1 protein-coding gene is annotated in these 564 nt (G+C 46.1%); it reads right to left on the bottom strand.

Features of this window, described 5'->3' with window-relative positions:
* On the bottom strand, positions 1-430 hold a 430-nt coding region (locus tag A3729_RS03940; RefSeq protein WP_068633220.1), incomplete at its 3' end, for a nitrous oxide reductase accessory protein NosL.
* Between the last annotated feature and the right edge of the window lie 134 nt (positions 431-564).

Below are 564 nucleotides of genomic sequence, written 5' to 3'. Positions count from 1 at the left end.
CCCCCTGTGATTTGGCAAACGCTTCTGCACTGTTCTTGTTTTTAAATGAAGCCAGGGCCGGTCCCATTGCTCCGGGGAGCTTATGACCAATTACATACCAGGCTTGTTTGGCATCGATTAGCTCGGCTTCGCGAGTATTACCCCAAGGACTGCTCGTCATATCATGGACAAATGCTTTAGCTGTGTTATGGATATTTTCAGGTTGAAGCATATAGGCGAACAAGTCATTCACTGAGCAAAACTTACGTACCGACGATTTATTCTTCTCAAACATCTCACCTTTAGGGCCGGCAAACTGGTTGATAAGCATTCCACACAGGTGGCATTCGTCCTGGTCTTCAATATGTACGGCGCTGATTTCTGGCTTAGCTTTAGGATCGTTTTCACTACACGAAACAATCCCGAAAATTAATACGCCTTGAATCAGCAAAACCAGCACCGGAACTAAAGGCGACTGTTTAGCGTTTTGGTGGGGGGCTTATGATTCATCACCTTATACCTCTCGTTTCTTCAATAAGTAGGCGGCGAATGCAAGTGGTGCTGCGATCCATAAAACCAGGGAAG

The sequence above is a fragment of the Oleiphilus sp. HI0043 genome, assembly GCF_001634935.1.
This window is presented reverse-complemented; position numbering and strand designations above follow the sequence as displayed.